Annotated in this window: 11 protein-coding genes; 2 read left to right on the top strand and 9 right to left on the bottom strand. The window is 71.7% G+C overall.

Translation table 11 applies throughout. The features are described from left to right. The first annotated feature begins 34 nt into the window (after positions 1-34). Together ACIBK6_RS26090 and ACIBK6_RS26085 are read left to right on the top strand one after the other, a co-directional pair. Positions 35-1,129 carry a Ku protein gene (locus tag ACIBK6_RS26090; RefSeq protein ID WP_399053772.1) on the top strand — a complete coding sequence of 365 codons (1,095 nt, stop codon included), beginning with the start codon at positions 35-37 and terminating at the stop codon, positions 1,127-1,129. Between the two features lie 187 nt (positions 1,130-1,316). Then, positions 1,317-2,318 carry a PP2C family protein-serine/threonine phosphatase gene (locus ACIBK6_RS26085; RefSeq protein WP_399053983.1) on the top strand — a complete coding sequence of 334 codons (1,002 nt, stop codon included), beginning with the start codon at positions 1,317-1,319 and terminating at the stop codon, positions 2,316-2,318. A 156-nt stretch (positions 2,319-2,474) separates the two neighbouring features. On the opposite strand, the gene ACIBK6_RS26080 is transcribed toward ACIBK6_RS26085, so the two are convergent. From ACIBK6_RS26080 to ACIBK6_RS26040, 9 genes are all read right to left on the bottom strand, one after another. Beyond that, on the bottom strand, positions 2,475-3,893 hold the full coding sequence (locus tag ACIBK6_RS26080) for a DUF6177 family protein (protein ID WP_399053771.1): 1,419 nt from the start codon (positions 3,891-3,893) through the stop codon (positions 2,475-2,477). Then, entirely contained in the window at positions 3,890-7,894 is a 4,005-nt protein-coding gene (gene eccCa, locus ACIBK6_RS26075; protein ID WP_399053770.1) for a type VII secretion protein EccCa, read from the bottom strand. The genes ACIBK6_RS26080 and eccCa overlap by 4 nt, the downstream gene beginning before the upstream one ends. Beyond that, positions 7,891-9,477 carry a hypothetical protein gene (locus tag ACIBK6_RS26070; protein WP_399053769.1) on the bottom strand — a complete coding sequence of 529 codons (1,587 nt, stop codon included), beginning with the start codon at positions 9,475-9,477 and terminating at the stop codon, positions 7,891-7,893. The genes eccCa and ACIBK6_RS26070 overlap by 4 nt, the downstream gene beginning before the upstream one ends. Before the next feature lie 20 nt (positions 9,478-9,497). Next, positions 9,498-10,862, bottom strand: coding sequence for a type VII secretion integral membrane protein EccD (gene eccD / locus ACIBK6_RS26065; RefSeq protein ID WP_399053768.1), 1,365 nt, complete (start codon positions 10,860-10,862; stop codon positions 9,498-9,500). Positions 10,863-10,875: 13 nt separating this feature from the next. After that, positions 10,876-11,184: a hypothetical protein gene (locus ACIBK6_RS26060; RefSeq protein WP_399053767.1), complete on the bottom strand. Its 309-nt coding sequence runs from the start codon at positions 11,182-11,184 to the stop codon at positions 10,876-10,878. A 64-nt stretch (positions 11,185-11,248) separates the two neighbouring features. Further along, positions 11,249-12,154, bottom strand: a complete 906-nt coding sequence (locus tag ACIBK6_RS26055) for a pentapeptide repeat-containing protein (RefSeq protein ID WP_399053766.1) — start codon at positions 12,152-12,154, stop codon at positions 11,249-11,251. Continuing rightward, a complete protein-coding gene (locus ACIBK6_RS26050; protein WP_399053765.1) occupies positions 12,129-13,745 on the bottom strand; it encodes a DUF6507 family protein in 1,617 nt (538 codons plus the stop codon). The genes ACIBK6_RS26055 and ACIBK6_RS26050 overlap by 26 nt, the downstream gene beginning before the upstream one ends. Before the next feature lie 113 nt (positions 13,746-13,858). Then, entirely contained in the window at positions 13,859-14,170 is a 312-nt protein-coding gene (locus ACIBK6_RS26045; protein ID WP_399053764.1) for a pore-forming ESAT-6 family protein, read from the bottom strand. Positions 14,171-14,191: 21 nt separating this feature from the next. After that, positions 14,192-14,527 carry a hypothetical protein gene (locus ACIBK6_RS26040; protein WP_399053763.1) on the bottom strand — a complete coding sequence of 112 codons (336 nt, stop codon included), beginning with the start codon at positions 14,525-14,527 and terminating at the stop codon, positions 14,192-14,194. Positions 14,528-15,468: the final 941 nt, after the last annotated feature.

The following is a 15,468-nucleotide window of genomic DNA, read 5'->3' as shown; positions in this document are numbered from 1 at the left end:
GAACCACCCTCCTCGGGGGCGAAGAGGAGAAACCGTGCGATCAATCTGGAACGGTGCGATTTCGTTCGGCCTGGTCAGCATCCCGATCAAGCTCGTGAATGCCACCGAGAACCACTCGATCTCGTTCCGCCAGATCCACCCGGCGGACGGCGGCCGGGTCCGCTACCGCAAGGTGTGCGAGCTGGACGGCGAGGAGCTCGACACCGCCGAGATCGGCAAGGCGTACGAGGACGCCGACGGCTCGCTGATCCCGATCACCGACGCCGATCTGGCCTCGCTGCCGCTGCCCACCGCCAGGACGATCGAGATCGTAGCCTTCGTGCCGGGCGACTCGATCGACCCGCTCCAGATGGACGCCGCCTACTACCTCTCCGCCAACGGCGTGCCCGCCGCGAAGCCGTACACCCTGCTGCGCGAGGCCCTCAAGCGGAGCCGGAAGGTCGCCATCGCCAAGTTCGCCCTGCGCGGGCGGGAGCGGCTCGGCATGCTGCGGGTGGTCGACGACGTGATCGCGATGCACGGGCTGCTCTGGCCGGACGAGATCCGCGCGCCCGAAGGCGTCGCCCCCGAGACCGACGTCAGCGTGCGCGAGGCCGAACTCGACCTGGCCGACGCCCTGATGGACACCCTCGGTGAGGTCGATGTGTCGACCCTGCACGACGACTACCGTACGGCCGTCGAGGAACTCATCGCCGCCAAGGCGGACGGCGCCCTGATTCCCGCGGAGGCGGCTCCGGCCTCCGGCGGCGGCAAGGTCATCGACCTGATGGCCGCGTTGGAGAAGAGCGTCAAGGCCGCGAAGGCCTCCCGCGGCGAGGACGAGGAGGAGGCCGAGGGCGGGGCGGTCGCCGAGGTCACCCCGCTGAGCCCGCGCCCGTCCGCATCCCGCAAGACGGCACCCGCGAAGAAGACGGCGGCGAAGAAGACGGCACCGGCGAAGAAGACCGCCACGAAGTCCACCGCCACGAAGACCACTGCCACGAAGACCACTGCCACGAAGTCCACCGCAGCCAAGAAGTCCGCCGCGGCGAGCCCCAAGTCCACCGGCGCGAAGAAGTCCACGGCCACCACCGCCCGGAAGGCCGCGGCGAAGAAGACCGCGAGCCCGAAGAAGCGCGCCAGCGCCTGACCGCAACCCCCGGCGCGCGGCGTCGATTCGGTAACGGAAGGGTTGCGGCGGGCCCGCGCTGGCGAAATGGATGCCCAAGGCGTGTGAAAGGGATGCGGCCATGGTGCGAAGAACCGGCGCGGGCCACGCCCTCACCGAGGAGCAGTACCGTCCGGCTCCCGTCGTGCTGTCCGTCCTGCCGTACGCCATGCTCGCGCTGGTCGTCGTGGCCAACCTGATCGCGGGGCCCGCGGTCGGACTGCTGCCGCTGGTCTCGCTCGGCCCCGCCTTCGCGGGCCTGGTCGGCGGCTGGCGGCGCACCGTCGCCGTCGGGCTGCTCGCCCTGGCCGCCGGGGTCGGGCTCGGGATCTACAGCGAACTCTTCGCGGAGCGGCGGGGCTTCGCCACGCTCGCCGCGGTCGTCGGGGTGACCGCGGCGGGCGTGGCCGGATCCGTGATGCGCCAGCGCCGCGAGGCCGAACTCGCCGGCGTGCGCTCCATCGCCGAGGTCGCCCAGCGCGTCCTGCTGCGGCCGGTGCCACGCAGCGCGGGCCATCTGCGCGCGGCGGTCTCGTACACCTCGGCGGTCGCGGAGGCCGCGATCGGCGGCGACCTGTACGAGGTGGTGTCCGCGCCCGAGGGGGTACGCGTGATCATCGGGGACGTGCAGGGCAAGGGCCTGGAATCGGTGGAGACGGCGGCCGTGGTGCTCGGCGCGTTCCGGGAGGCCGCGCACGATGAGCCGGACCTGACGGGCGTCGGCGAACGCGTGGCGCGGGCGGCCGAACGGGCCCTGCAGGGAGAGAAGTTCGTCACCGCCATCATCGCCGAACTCGACCCCGCGAACGGGGCGGTGTTCCTCAACTACGGCCATCCGCCGCCCCTGTTGGTACGCGCCGACGGCTCGGTGTCCTTCCCCGAACCCGCCCAGTACGCGCTGCCGCTGGGCCTGGGGCTCGGCCCGGAGGACGGCCCGCAGCCCTTCAGGGTCGCCTTCGACCCCGGCGACCAGCTCCTGCTCTACACCGACGGCGTCACCGAGGCCCGCGACCGAGCGGGCACCTTCTACCCCCTGGGCGCCCGCACGCTCCTGCTGAAGGACCCAGACCCGGAAGCGGCGCTGGAGGCCCTGCGCCGCGACCTGATCCAGCACACGGACGGGCCGTTGCACGACGACGCGGCAATGCTTTTGCTCCGCCATCGCGAATAGGTACCGGGCCACCTACAGGGGCGCGGGGAACTGCGCGACCAGCCACGCACGGCTCGCAGCCGAACCGAGCTCAGGCCCGCTCCCGCGGATGATCGGTCGACTGCAGGCTGCCCATGGCTGATCGCGCAGTTCCCCGCGCCCCTGGAAGGCTTCGCTCTAGGCCCTCGTACTCTCCAGGTGGGCCGTCAGCTTCTCCAGCATCGACCACGTGCCCGCATCCGTACCGTCGCCCAGTACGTAGTGGAGCGCGGGTTCGGCCGCCGGGCCGAGCTGGGTCGGGCGCAGGGCCAGCGGGGGCCGTTGGGCGTGGGCCAGCCCCGCCCCGCGTACCCCCTCCGCGCCCAGCGTGTACGACACCGGGATCGGCGGCGCCTCGAAGTGCGCCGGCACCGCCAGGTCGCGGCGGGCCCGGCGCAGCGAGACGAGCATGTGGGTCAGGCCGTGCTCCGCGGCCAGCGTCTTCGCGAGCGATTCCGCCGCGTCCAGCGGGGGCGCCTCGTCCGCGCCGTACCCGAGGGTGAGGGTCGCGTCCGCCGCCACGCCCCGCTCGACGCGGGTGACCCGGAGTCCGGCCAGCGCGGGCCGGGCGGGGTCGCCGACGGCGAGCAACTGGGTGGGCTCGGGGGCCCGTTCGCGGGCGAGGTCGGTCAACTGCCGTGCCGACCAAGGGAGGTTGACCGGTTCGGCGGTGCTCCAGCCGGCCGGGGCCGCGCCGGTCAGCGACTGCCAGGCGGTCTCCAGGGCGCGGCCGAGCACCAGGTTCTCGTCCGCGTTGTGCACGGTGCGGAACGCGACGATCAGCTGCCGCTCGGAGGTGAGCGCGGGCGAGCTGAACGCCTCGGCCACGACGCCCTCGCCCGACTCGGCGGCGGCCGGCGCGAAGGTGCCGTCCTGCCAGCGCAGCACCGCCCCGGAAAGCCCGTCGTAGTAGCCGCAGTCGGGGTCCTTCACCACCCAGCGGTTGGGGACCCCGGTCAGTGCCGTACGCAGCGGAAGGCTGAGCCGGACGCCCGGCGGGGTCACGATCTGCAGGGCCCGGCGGCTCTCTGCGGTGGCGCGCAGGATGTGCGAGAGCCAGGCGCTCAGCGCGATGACCGGCCGGTCGCAGATGACGACCGCGGTCGACTCGGTGAGCACGTCCACCGTCGGATGGGCCCCGCCGGTCGCGGGGCGCGCGCTCACCTCGCCGTCCTGGCCGACCGGAACGACCTCCGTGCTCGCGGCGCCGGGCGGCCAGGCGGTGCCGCCGAGCAGCATGGTGAGCCGCCCCGCCACCGAACCCGCGAGCCGCTCCGCCTCGGGCAGCGCGGTGGAGGCCCGCACCTCTGTCCACCAGAACGGGCCCTGGGGAGAGGGGACTTGACCGCCCAGGAGGCGCTCTGCCTCGCCGGGCACCTGCACCAGGAGCGGCGCTTCGAGCGAGACGAGCGGCCGCCCGTCCGCCGCGCAGAGCTGAACCACCGCCCCGTCGTGCCCGGTGTCGACGGCGAGGTCGGGGCCGCCGGCGTAGAGCCCCGCGAGCAGGGCCCAGGTGTCGGGCATCTTCGGGGTGAGGGCGATGACGTCCTTGGTCACGAGTGCTCTGCTTCTTCCGGCTGGTGCGCGAGGGCGGTCTGGACGAGCTGGTGGCGGCGGCCGCGGCGGACCAGATGGCCGCGGCCCGGCGGCTGCGCCGAGGCGTACAGACCGGGGAACAGCTGGCCTTCGGTGCGGTCGCCCGTCATCACCAGGGCCGCGGTGCCGGTCTCGCGCAGGGTGGTCAGGAACGGTTCGTACAGCGCGCGCGAGGAACCCGCGACGCGGCGGGCCACCACGAAGTGCAGCCCGATGTCCTGCGCGGAGGAGATGTACGGCAGGAACGGCGTGAGCGGCTGCTGGCCCGCGGTGGTGAGGATGTCGTAGTCGTCGACGAGGACCACGATGCGCGGACCGCTGAACGCGGGCCCCTCCGGCAGCGCGTCGTGGTCGACGTTCTCGTCCGGCAGGCGTTTCTCCAGCTCGGTGGCGATCCCGGCGGCGAGCCCCGCGCTGATCTTCGCGTTGTGCGCATAGCCCCCGCGGTACGGCTCGGGCACCACACCGCGCAGCCCGCGGCGCGGGTCGAACACCGCGAAGACCAGCTCCTCGTCGCTGTAGCGGGCGGTGAACTGCTGGGCGATGAGCTTGAGCAGATTGGTCTTGCCGCACTCGTTGTCGCCGAGGATCAGCAGATGCTGGTCGTGCTCGAACAGATCCAGGAGTACGGGGTTCAGGGCGTCCTGGTCGACCCCGATGGGGATCCGCCTCGGCTCGGCGGCCGCCGACGGCAGCCGCTGCGCGGGCAGCCTGGTCGGCAACACCCGTACGGGAGAGGCGAGTTCGCCGTGCCAGGTGGCCCTGATCGTGCGGGCCGCGTCCTCCAGGGCGGGGCCGAGGTCGGTCACCGAGGCGACCGAGTCGGTGCGCGGCAGCGCGGCCTGCGCGAACAGCTTGCCGTTGGTCAGCACCCGCCCGGGGGTGTCCACGGCGAGCGTCTCGGACAGCTTGCGGTCGATCGCCGAGTCGGACGGGTCGTTGAGCCGCAGCTCCAGCTGGGTGCCGAACATCGACTGGGTGGCGATCCGCACATCGTTCCAGCGCAGCATGCCCGCCACGATGTGGATGCCGTAGCCGCTGCCGCGCTTGAGCAGATCGGCCACCGCGTCGTCCAGGTCGGCGAACTCGTCGCGCAGCGCGCCGTACCCGTCGATCAGGAGCACCACATCGGTCGAGCCGAGCTCGGGCAGCCGGCCCTGGGCACGCAGGCCCCGCAGCTCGTCCACCGAGTCGATGCCGTGCTCGCGGAACAGCTCCTCGCGGGCGGCGAGCATGGCCCGTACCTCGGCGACGGTACGCGCGGCCCGCTCGTGGTCGGCCCGCCCCGCGATCCCGCCGACGTGCGGAAGACCGGCCAGCGCGGCGAGGCCGCCGCCCACCAGGTCGAGCCCGTACAGGGCCACTTGGGCCGGGGTGTGGGTGAGGGCCAGGGAGAGCGCGATGGTGCGCAGCAGGGTGGTCTTGCCGGACTGGGGGCCGCCGATGACGGCCACATGCCCGCCGGCCACCGTCAGATCGAGCGTCCAGGGCCCCTGCCACTGCCGGCCCGGATCGTCGAGGAGACCGAGTGGCACCCGCATCGGGCCGGGGCGGTGGCTGAGCTGGATCCCGCGCTCGGAGACCTGGAGCGGGCCCGCGGCGGAATCGAGGCTGATGGCCGCCGGCAGCGGGGGCAGCCAGATCCGGCGCACCGGCTCGGCGGCCGTGCGCAGCTGGTCGACCATCGCCGACATGACGGTCGGCCCGGTCTCCCGTTCCCGCATCGCCGGTTCGGCCGCCGCGTCCGAACTCTCCTCTTCCATAAGGGAGTTGAATGTTTCGTACGGCCAGGCGAGCGGGGTGTCGTCCTGCTGTTCCAGGACGGCGGGACCCCGGTAGGCGCCGGAGACGTACCCCGCCTTGAAGCGCTCGTACGTCGAGGTGTCGACCTTCAGATAGCCGAAGCCGGGCAGCGGCGGCAGGTTGAAGGCGTCCGTCGTGTCCAGGACCGTACGCGACTCGTCGGCCGAGAAGGTCCGCAGACCGAGCCGGTAGGAGAGGTAGGTGTCGAGGCCCTTGAGCTTGCCGCCCTCGATGCGCTGGCTCGAAAGCAGCAGGTGTACGCCGATGGAGCGGCCGATCCGGCCGATGGACAGGAACAGGTCGATGAAGTCCGGCTTGGCGGTGAGGAGTTCGCCGAACTCGTCGATCACCACGAACAGGTGGGGGAGCGGTTCGAGTTCCGGCCGCTCGGCGCGCAGCGCGGCGTAGTGCCCGATGTCGGCGACGTTGCCCGCGTCCTTCAGGACCTGCTGGCGCCGCTTGACCTCGCCCGCGAGGCTCGTGTGCACGCGCTCCACGAGACCCGCCTGGTTCTCCAGGTTGGTGATGACGCCCGCCACGTGCGGCAGTTCGGCGAACGGCGCGAAGGTCGCACCGCCCTTGTAGTCGACCAGGACCAGCGCCAGATCCTCCGGCGGATGCGCGGCGACCAGCGCGAGCACCAGGGTGCGCAGCAGCTCGCTCTTGCCGGAGCCGGTCGCGCCCACGCACAGCCCGTGCGGGCCCATGCCCAGCTCGGAGGACTCCTTCAGGTCGAGCAGCACCGGCTGGTGCCGGTCGTCCAGGCCGATCGGCACCCGCAGGAACGCCCGCTCGCCGCGCGGCGCCCACAGCCGGTCGATGTCCAGATCCGCCGGGTCCTCGATGCCGAGCAACTGCGGGAAGTCCACCGGGCCGGTCACCGGGGTGCCCTCGGCCACCGACTCGGCGGACAGCCGCAGCGGCGCCAGCATGCGCGCGAGCCCCTCGGCCCCGGCCTGGCTCACCTCGTCGGAAAGCCCGTAGGACAGCGGCCTCGGACTGGCGGGATCGCGCAGATCCTCGACCGTGATCCGGTCGCCCTCCACACTGATCCGAACGCTCACGTGGTCCGGCTCGTGCACCTGCTGCTCAAGCAGGTGCAGCACCGTCACGCCCATGTCCGTGAGCCCGACCGCCGTGTCCGGGCGGGGCAGTTCATCGGCGGTGGCGCCGTACTCGTCGCTCACCACGAGCAGCCGGTCGATCATCCCCAGCGCGTTCCGGTCGGACAGACCCCGGCGCACCTCCGCCGCGTACGACGCCCGCTGGCGCAGATCCGTACGCATCAGGCGGGCCAGCTGCGGCATGCTCGGCGCGATGCGCCGCGCGGCCACCGGGCCGTCGCTCTCCAGCGCGTCCAGGACATGGGGCAGCCACTTGGCCCACTCCCAGTCCGCAAGCCGCTCGCCCGGCACACCGAGCGCGATCGCCAGATCGTCCGGGGCGTGCGTGACGGCCGCCTGGACGAGCAGTGCCCGCGTGACCCGCAGCACCCCCTCGCGGTCACCGACCACGCTCACGTTCCCGGCCCGGTCGAGCGGCACCGTCAGCGGCGACTCGGTGGCCGTGGCGTACCGGGCCACCAGCGCCCGCGCCTCGTTCAGCATGAACGGGTCCGGCGGAGTCAGCACGCCCCCGGTGCTGTTCTGCCCGATCGACAGATCCTGCGTCGGTACGGTGCCGGTGCCCACCCGCACCCGCAGGAAGTCGGCGTCGCCGCGCCGGCGCTCCCACAGCCGCGCCGGATCCCGCAGCAGGTCGTACAGCGCCTGCGGCGGCGGGTTGAGCAGCCGGGCCTGGAGCCTGGACTCCCGCTCCACGGCGCCCAGTTCCTCGCGCTGCTCCTCCAGGTATTCCAGATAGCGCTCGCGCTGGGTGCGCCGGGTGCGCTGCGCCTTGCCCCGCTGGGACAGGAACAGCGCGACCGCGCCGAGCAGCGCCACGACCAGGACGATGGCGCCGAGCCCCGCGAACTGGCTGTTGCGGATCACCGTCATCATGATGACCGAGCTCATCACGCCGGCCATCGGCAGCAGCGCGGTGGCGGCCCCGCCCGTCTTGCCCTCGGGAAGGTTCGGCGGCGGCTCGATGGCGCGCGGCGCCGCGGCGGCGGCCGGCCGGGTCGAGCGAGCCGGGCGGTGGACCTGATGCAGCGTCATCGCACCCTCACCGCCCGCTCCATCGCCTCGGCGGCCAGCGAAACGGCGGCCTGCCGGGTCGTCCGGCCGAGCAGTGCGGTCTGGATGGGGCCTCCCTGGGCCAGATGCCGGTCGTAGGGGACCGGAAGCACGGTGACGCCCGCCTCCCGCAGATGCGCGGTGGCGGCCTTCAAGTCCAGTGTCATGTCGGGGGAGTTGGCGGTGAGCGCCACCACGGTGGTGGCCAGCGCCGAGTGCGGGAGGTGGCCGAGCCAGTCCAGGACGACCCGGGTGGCGCCGACGCCCTCCGCGGTCATCGGCGCGACCACGATCCGGGCGTGCGCGGTGTCCATCGCGGTACGCGCCACCTCGCCGGGCAGCGTCTCGCAGTCCACCACGGTCACCGCGAAGTACCGCCGCAGCGCGAGCGTCACGGTGCGGTACGTCTGCATGCTCAGCGGCGCGCCGAGGCGGCCCTGGCTCGCGGGCAGCAGCCAGCCGCCGTCCGCGACCGGCACCAGATAGCCGGTCACGTCGGTCAACTGCATCGCGGGGGTGAGGAGTTGGGCGAGCTCGGCGCAGGACCAGCGTACCGATTCGGCGCCGAGCCGGACCGGCAGCGTACCGAGCGCGCCGTCCGCCTCCAGGGCGAGCACCGGATCGTGCCGGTAGTGGTTGAAGCTCCGGGCGAGCAGCGCGGCCACGGTCGTCTTGCCGACCCCGCCGCGGATCGAGGTGACCGCGATGACCCGCCCGGTCGTCACGGGCTGCTGCAACTCCCGCCCGATCCTTGTCTCCTCGGCCACGTCCTGCGCGGCGGATGAGGTGAGCTTGCGCACCGACCGCCCTGCCCGCTTCGTCAACGGATCCCCGTGCACGGGCTTCCCGAGCGCGACGGCGAGCCGCGGATCGACGGTGGGCACGGACTCGGGAGTGGCCATGGGCACCGCCGCCTCCCGCCCACCGGGCATGCGGAGCTCGGGCAGCGTGGCGGGCCGGGCGTCCGGGGCACCGGACCCGTACGCGGCGACGGCACGGGCGGCCGCGATGGCGTCGAACTGGGAGGAGGGGAGGAGGGCGCCGTGGGACTCAGCGGGCGCGCTCTGACGAGGCCCGGCGTCCAGGGGGGCCGCGGTGCCGGGGTGCGCGGTTTGGCGGGAGTCTGTGCTTGCCGTGCCGGGGGCGTCGTGGCGAGGCCCGGCGTCCATGGGAGCCGCGGTGCCGGGGTGCGGGACCTGGCGGGGGTCCGTGCTTGTCGGGCCGGGTGTATCCCGGCCAGGCCCCGACTCGACGGCACCCACGGGCGCCGCGCTGCCGGGCTGTTGGGAGGGCGGGATCTGGCGGGGGGCCGCACTCGCCGTGCCGGGGGCGTCAACGCCCGCCGTGGGAAGCCCCGTACCCGGCTCGCGGGACGCGGAGGCGCCGCGCGGCTCGGCCCGGGGTATCCGGAACGTACCCTCCGCCGGGCCCGCATACGGCTGTCCGGCCGGCCCCGCCGAGCCACCCGCGTCCAGCCGCGCATCCGGCTGCGCGTCCGGCACCGCCGGGCCCCCCGCGTTCAGCTCGCGCAGCACATCGCGCTGCCAGTCCTCGCCCACAGCCACATCCCGACCCTTACGCATACTTACGCGAACGTGCCGAGCAGACGCCCGTACACCCCGAACACCCCGAGCACCAGCGGGAACAGCGCGATCACGCCGATCGATTCCAGCGCGTCGCCGAACCGCCGCAGCCGGACCCGTACATGGTCGGCGGGCTGGACGACGAGGACCGCGACCGGCACCACCGCGAGGACCACGAGCAGCGCCAATGGGCCGACCGCACCGGTGCGCTCCCACCAGACCCAGGCCAGCCGCCCGGCCACCGCGGCCCCGGCCGCGAACAGACCCACGACCTCGGCGACCAGCGGATAGGCCCGCGCGCGCAGGGCGAGGACCACCGCGACGACCGCGGCGAGCGGCACCGTCCACACCGTCGGCGCACGCAGCACCAGGATCCCGGCGACCGCCGCGCAGGCCGCCACCACGACCGTGGCGAGCGCGAGCCCGCGATGCGTGGCCGCGAGCGCGGTCGACACCTGGTAGCGGCTCACCGAAGCGCCGCCGGAGCGCCGGTCGTCCAGGCCCGAGAGCCCGGACGCCATCAGTGCCACCCGCGGCAGCACCCCGAGCACCACCGCCGACACGATGACCACGATCGCCCCGGCCCGCGCCTGCCCGACCGCCGTACCGGCCCCGGACTGCACCGCGATCACGGTCTCCCAGCAGAGCCCGCCCCCGGCGACCGCCCCGGCGCCGATCAGCCCGCCCCGCCCGAGCGGCGAGAACACCCCGAGCAGCGCAAGGGTCACCACCAGCGCGCCCGCGACCGCGCCGAGCCGGGCCCCGCCCGGCCAGCCGTGCGCATCGGCCAGCGTCCACGCCCCGAGCACGGCCAGCACCCCGGCCGTGACGATCAGCGTGGTCGCGGGCCCGCGCCGACCGGTCCGGCCGAGCACCGCCCCGACGACCGCCGCGACCGCGGCGACCGCGAGCAGCACACCGCCGACGGCCGACAGCGCGAACTCCTCGCGTGCCAGCACCCCGGCCGCCAGCGCCCAGCCGACCGTCGCGAGCCCGGCGACCGCCCGCCGCGCGGCGGGCCGCCAGCGCCAAGCCCGTACGTCCAGATCGTCGGCGGCCTCGTCGGTGACGTCGTGCACCACCGGCGCCGAAGGCGCGTCCTCGACCCGCACCAGACGCAGCACCGCCCCGTCCGGCACGCCCGCCGAGGCCAGCGTGGAGTCCTGGGCGAGGGCCGAACCGTCGGCCGTCGTCAGATGGCGCAGCATCGGCCGGCCGCCCGGACCGTCGCCGAGCAGCCGCATGATTTCGGGCAGCAGCAACCCAATTGGCTCTTCGGACGGCAGAACGAGATCCACCCGACGCTGTTCCCCGACCAGAGTGACCCGGCTCAATGCCGTACGGCTCAGAGATCCCGTAGCTATCACGCGTGCGAACCTATCATCGGGCCGAAGACTTCACGGCGGGTGAAGAAGCGGGCTGAGAAGCGGGCGAAGAGGGTGCCGAAGACGGCTGAACCGAAGTCCCGTACGGCGTCTTGCCGATGAGCTTGTGCGAAATGAACGACCAGCCGACGCACCCCGCGCACAGCACCGCCGCAATCACAATTCCGGCAAATACCTTGCCGAGTCGCTCGTCGACCGACCGGCGCCCCCGCTGGCCCCCGAACAGAAGGGCATCGCGAAGCCGCCGGCGTCGTACCGAAACCGACTCCAGCAATTGGCTGTCGTAGTCCTGCGCGGCAGTCATGCCCGGGCAATCTCCTTCGGATCCTGCGCATTCCGCACGGCAATTCTGCCGGTGCGGACCGGAATTACGGGCGTTCGCGGAGCTTCGCGGTCACCGCTGCGACGAAGGAGTCCGCCGCCTCCTCGGTGATCTCCACGTGGTCGACCTCGTTGTGGCCGAGTTCATAGAGCCGGAGATACTCGGTCGGCTCCCACCTGAGATTCCGGGTGAAAGCCTCGTCGTACGCCACCCCGTCAAGGAAGCGGCGCCGGACGATACCGCGCGGACTGCTCCGCGGATAGCCCTCGCCGATCTTCGCGTAGTACGTGATGTGCCGGGACGCGGGGTCGATCACCCGCACATCCGCGCCCCGGCCGTTCAGCCACAACTCCAGTGCCCGGCCGCCGACTTCGCGGCGCTGCCCACCGCTCTGAACGACCATCGGCCCGTACACCGTGCCCGACAGGCCCTCGACGACGGTGTGTTCGTCGACCACGACCCTGAACGACGTCTCCTTGAGGGAGGCGTCCGTGAGGTCCGCGCCCTGCAACAGAGTGTCGCCGAGCAGCGAGGCGCAGTCGAGCCGTACGCCGCGCAGCGAGGCGCCCCGGACGTCGGTCTCGTACAGCTCGGCGCTGCCCAGGTTCGCGCCGTCCAGCTTCGCGCGCCGCAAGGAGGCCTCGTCCAGGACGGCCTTCACCAGGGCGGCGCCGGTCAGATCGGCGCCGTCGAGCACCGCGCCTTCCAGGTGGGCCCGGTAGAAGTCGGTGCCCACGAGCACGGTGTCCCTGAGCACGGTCTCGGCCAGCATGCCGCCGCCGAAGTCGGCACCGGACAGATCGGCGGAGGTCAGGTCGAGCCCGGCGACGCCGAGCAGCGAACCCGGCTGCTCGACCCACTCGCGGAGCGCGGCCACCGCCTCCGGGTCCTTCGGCATGACCCGGACGATCCGCTGTTCGCCCTCGTCACGAATACCAGACAACCCGATCATCCCCCCCATGGTCTTCGACAATCGCCCGGACATCGTCAACAGCGGCCTGATCGGCATTGCGCATATCGAGAATGACCATGCGCTTCCTGTTCACGATCTGGTCCTCAAGCTTTCGCACCCAGCCCCCGTGGTTCGCGGGGTCGTACGCACCCTTGAACGGCAGGGACTTGTCGCGAACGATATTGAGGGGAGGCCAGTCGGAGTGTACGCCCTTGATGTCGTAGAACTCCCCGGCGCTCGGTGAGTAGGAGTCACCCTGATTGGCACCCGGCGGGCGCTGGATATCGGAGGGCAGCTTGCCGCTGTCCCGCATGTCGAGAGCGACCCGCGCCTCGTCCATCTCCGACGGCTTGGCCTTCCCCTGATGATCGGGGTCCTGCTTCAAGACGTCGAAATCGTCGGCGTACTTCTTCTCCAGCGCCTGAAGATGCGAATCGTGCACCGCACGCTCGGCGGGAGTCAGTTCCGGCGGGGACCCATTTCCATGGACTGAGGCATCGCCGTGCTGACCGTGCCCGACCTGCGGGGCCACGGGGAGTGCGGAACCGTGCGGCGCGTGGTCGAGAGCAATGTGGAGATCCCCGGCCCCGTGCGGAACCGGCACCTTGCCGAACAATTCGCTCTGCTCGGCCCGGATGGCCGCGAGGTCGTCGCGGGAAACCCCGGGCAGCCGTTCCTTCTCGTAGAGGACATGGCCGTCCGTCTTGGCCGTGAAGCTCTCCGGGGTGTGGAAGTGCACCTCGAAGACCTGGCCCGAAACCGGGTCGCGCCACGTCGAGTTGATGCCCTTGCAGCCCGCGCTGTCCCAGGTGTTCTTGAACGTGACGCTCTCGAACCCCCGGCCACGGAAGTCGTCGACCGCCTGCTGCACGCCGTGCGCATAGCCCTTGGCGGGCAGCTCGACCGTGTACCGCACCGAGTCCTTGACGCCCCCGAGCGCGTCCTCGGGCCGGAGCATCGGATCGTCGTGCAGCGCCGTCGCGATCTTGCGCTTGAGCGAGTCCTCGCCCTTCAGCCGGTACTCCAGGCCGGTGAGCTTCCCGTGGTCCACCCGATCGGCAGCCGACTTCACAGCGTCGGTGATGCCCGGATCCGCCGACTGGGCCCGGTGCATGAACTGGTCGGCGGCCGCGTTGGCGTGCGGATCGAGATGCAGCCCCCGCGGCCCCTCCCAGGACCCGTCGGGCAGATTGCCGCGCGGCTCGGCGGGCCCGTCCGGCAGGTGCGAACCGCCGGTGACCGGTCCGTCCGCCAGGTGCGAGCCACCGGTTGCCGGTCCGTCTGCCAGGTGCGAGCCACCGGAGATCGAGGGACCCCCGGCATCGCCGCCGCCACCCGAACCCGGGCTACCGGACGGCCCCGGTTCGCCCGGGTGCGTACCGCCGCCGTGGCCGCCGGTACCGAGATCGCCATGGGAGGGGCCGGAGCCGGGTGCGCCGTGCGGGGGGCCGGAGATGGTGTCCGCCGAGGACGCCGCCGACTTCAGGCTCTCCTGCATCGCCGTCCCGGCCTTCGACATGCCCTCAGCCGCCGTACCGGTCTTCTGCAGCACACCCGACACCCCGGCCGGCGAAATATCCCAAGCCGACATGATGAAGCCCCCGTTCCTGCATCCCCGTTGTCATGCTGTTGTGCCGTGAACGTCCGTCTACTTACGTCCACTTACGCTCACTCACGTCCGCTTGTGTCTCTGCTGTGCCGTGTTCAGCCGATGGCGTCGACGGCGGACTTCGCCTTGGAGAGTGTGGACTGGGCGGTGCCGTCGTTGAGTTCCAGGGTGCCGCGTACGAGCCGGATGATGTCGCGGACTTCGCCTGCGGCCTTGTTCCAGCGGAGCTCTTTGCCGTGGTACTCATCCGAGACGCCGTCGGCGGTGAACTCGGCCATGGCGGCCTTGACGGCGCGGTCGCGTTCGCCCAGGACGCGCTCCAGGTGTCCGATGATCCCGGCGAGCCCGCCCTGGACCTCGGTGGAGGCGCCGGTGTCGTAACTGCGCCGGTCCTGATTCTGACCCATGATGATCCGTCCCCCGTGTGGTTAGTGGCGTGCGCCGAAGCGGGCGGCGTCGAAGTTCGCCGACGACATGTTCTGGTGCGCGTTGGACTCCTGCTCGTGGTCACCGGACCCGAACGCGGAGTCCATCCCGGACTGGCCACCCAGAATGTCCCGCAACGACCCGTTCAGATCGTTGGTGATCTCATCGGCATGCGCCTTGAACGTGTCGAACGCGGCCTTCCCGGCCCCGTTGAACTTCCCCTCCAGCGGATCCGCCGCAGCGATCAACTGCCGGATCAACGCCCCGAGATCACCACTCGACCCCTCGGTGCTCTTCCCCAGATCGGACAGAGTCGTGGACCCCATGTCGAACTTCACGCACACACCCCCGTAACAGCCCCAGTCAACCCGAACCACATGCGCGCAACCCGGCGCGCCGCCCATGTCTATCCAATGCAGATTGCACGCGCAACGCACCGCAGGGGTCTCCGGAGCTGCTGGAATCCCTGATTTCCCAGGTGTTCGGCCAGGTCCGAGCGGTGTCCCTTTGGGAACGGTTACGAACTTGGAACAGCGGGGCGGAGGGTATTCGCGGCATAGATTCCAATGTCTGGCAATTCGGGCAAATGCCTTGATGGGTGAACCTGTCGGCTACCTGTTGCCTGCCGGTGGGCGTTTTTGCCGTTGCCGTCATCGCCAGGGAGCGTCGCACGGATCGGACGACATGGGGGAGGGGGAAGGGATGGGGCAGAGGTGGGGGACGGCGCGTCGTGGCGGAGGCGACGTGACGGAGGTGGTCACGGAGGTGGTCAGGGGGAAGGGGGGACGCCGACAGTGTCGTGCCGGTGCTGTTGGTCGGGCTTGGCGTCTGCCCTGAAGGGCGGTGATGAGGGGGCGCGTGGAGCACGACCGGACTCGTGTAATGTTCTCCGGGTTGTCGCGGAGCCGGAACGGTTCTGGGGCAGCCGTCCGCCGCAGGTTCTGCGGCAACCCAACTCAGCACGATCCCTCGACCGGGGCTGAATTCGGCATGCCGAATTCCATTCCGATCGGGCCGGACGACTCGATTACGAATCGCCGGGAAGATCCGCTAGAGTTTGGGACGTCGGAAAGGCCCAACGGCCGGGAAGACACCCCGATTTCGACCGGGAATCAGGCCCGAAAGGATCTGATAGAGTCGGAGCCGCCGGAAAGGGAAACCCGAGAGGGAGAACCCGAAAGGCACCGAGGAAGTCGGACACGAAAGAGTCTGATAGAGTCGGGAACACGAAATACCGAAGGGAAGCGCCCGGAGGAAAGCCCGAGAGGGTGAGTACGAA

It is taken from the genome of Streptomyces sp. NPDC050485 (assembly GCF_044458185.1).
Taxonomy (GTDB): Bacteria; Actinomycetota; Actinomycetes; order Streptomycetales; family Streptomycetaceae; genus Streptomyces.
Note: the sequence above shows the minus strand (reverse complement) of the source record. Positions and strands in the feature narration are given on the sequence as shown.